3 protein-coding genes are annotated in these 1,725 nt (G+C 36.8%); all 3 read right to left on the minus strand.

Going from position 1 to position 1,725, the window contains the following annotated elements:
- Positions 1-39: 39 nt before the first annotated feature.
- Complete coding sequence (gene rplJ / locus GB932_RS22410; protein ID WP_062675819.1) at positions 40-627, minus strand: 50S ribosomal protein L10; 588 nt, start codon at positions 625-627, stop codon at positions 40-42.
- Positions 628-644: 17 nt separating this feature from the next.
- The gene (gene rplA / locus GB932_RS22415) at positions 645-1,337 is read right to left on the minus strand and encodes a 50S ribosomal protein L1 (RefSeq protein WP_002976422.1); all 693 of its coding nucleotides are present in this window, start codon (positions 1,335-1,337) and stop codon (positions 645-647) included.
- An 11-nt stretch (positions 1,338-1,348) separates the two neighbouring features.
- Positions 1,349-1,725 (minus strand): 50S ribosomal protein L11 (rplK, locus tag GB932_RS22420; protein WP_156758954.1); only part of this gene is annotated, 377 nt, incomplete at its 5' end.

Below are 1,725 nucleotides of genomic sequence, written 5' to 3' on the forward strand. Positions count from 1 at the left end.
ATGTTTTTGTTGATTATTTATTTAATTTTTTGAGTGTAATTATTCAGCACTTGTTTCTTCAGTGCTTTCTGCAGCAGCTTCTGGAGCTTCAGCAGCAGGAGTTTCTTCTACTACAGGAGCAGCTTCTTCAGCTTGAGCTTCTACAGTTTCAGATTTGTTTTGAAGAGCAGAAACAACTCTCTGGATTGGAGACTGAAGTAATCCGATGATTTCACCGATCATTTCTTCTCTAGACTTGATGTTAGCCAACATATCTAGGTTATTGTCACCAACGTAGAAAGTTTCTTGAACAAAAGCAGACTTTAAAGCTGGCTTTTCTTCTTTCTTTCTGAATCCTTGGATCAATTTCGCAGGAGCGTTTGCTGTTTCAGCAATCATTAACGCTGAGTTTCCTTTGAAAGATGGGAACATTTCAGAGTAATCTACTCCTTCAATCTGCTCCATTGCTTTTTGTAAAAGTGTATTTTTTACAACTTTCACTTTGATATTTTGTTTGAAAGCTTGTCTTCTGAAATCTGAAGATTTACCAGCGTTCAAACCTTCTAAATCTGCTACGTATACTACTTTTGCATCCTGAAGCAAATCTTTGATCTCTTGTATTGCTACAACTTTTTGGTCTTTTGTCATTGTCTTAAGGATTATTATTAGTTAACAGATTTAGTATCAATTGCAATACCTGGGCTCATTGTAGAAGACAAATAGATGCTCTTCACATAAGTTCCTTTAGCAGCAGTTGGTTTCATTTTGATCAATGTCTGGATTAATTCCTGAGCATTTTCTTTGATCTTAGCAGCATCGAAAGATACTTTACCAATACCAGCATGGATAATACCATACTTGTCTACTTTGAAATCAATTTTACCTGCTTTAACTTCAGTTACTGCTTTACCAATTTCCATTGTTACAGTTCCTGATTTAGGGTTTGGCATTAAACCTCTTGGACCTAATACTCTACCTAATGGACCTAATTTACCCATTACAGCTGGCATTGTAACGATTACGTCAACATCTGTCCAACCTTCTTTGATTTTTTGTAAATATTCGTCAAGACCTACATAGTCAGCACCAGCAGCTTTAGCTTCTGCTTCTTTATCTGGAGTTACAAGAGCTAATACTTTAACATCTTTACCAGTACCGTGAGGAAGAGATACAACACCTCTTACCATTTGGTTTGCTTTTCTTGGGTCTACACCTAATCTTACAGCGATATCTACTGAAGCATCAAACTTTGTAGTGTTCACTTCTTTTACAAGAGCTGAACCTTCTTCAAGGTTATAGATTCTTCCTTTTTCTACTTTGCTTAAAGCTTCCTTTTGCTTTTTAGTTAATTTTGCCATTTCTTTAAGTTTTAAGCGTTAGTTGGTTTTGTTCCTGTTACTCTTAATCCCATAGATCTGGCAGTACCTGCAACCATAGAAAGAGCAGAATCCATTGTAAAACAGTTAAGATCCGCCATTTTATCTTCAGCGATTTTCTTTACTTGTTCCCAAGTTACAGAACCTACTTTATTTCTGTTTGGTTCACCAGAACCTCCCTTGATCTTAGCTGCATCCATTAACTGGATCGCTGCAGGTGGAGTTTTAATAACGAATTCAAAAGATTTGTCTTCGTATACTGTAATTACTACAGGTAAAACTTGCCCTGGCTTATCTTGGGTTCTTCCGTTAAATTGCTTACAAAACTCCATGATGTTCACACCTGCAGAACCCAATGCTGGACCTACTG

It is taken from the genome of Microbacterium karelineae (assembly GCF_009745985.1).
GTDB lineage: Bacteria > Actinomycetota > Actinomycetes > Actinomycetales > Microbacteriaceae > Microbacterium > Microbacterium karelineae.

Bases quoted from the DNA above. Each gene is read 5' to 3' on its own strand.
- rplA (WP_002976422.1), bottom strand. From the start codon at position 1,337: ATGGCAAAATTAACTAAAAAGCAAAAGGAAGCTTTAAGCAAAGTAGAA.
- rplJ (WP_062675819.1), bottom strand. From the start codon at position 627: ATGACAAAAGACCAAAAAGTTGTAGCAATACAAGAGATCAAAGATTTG.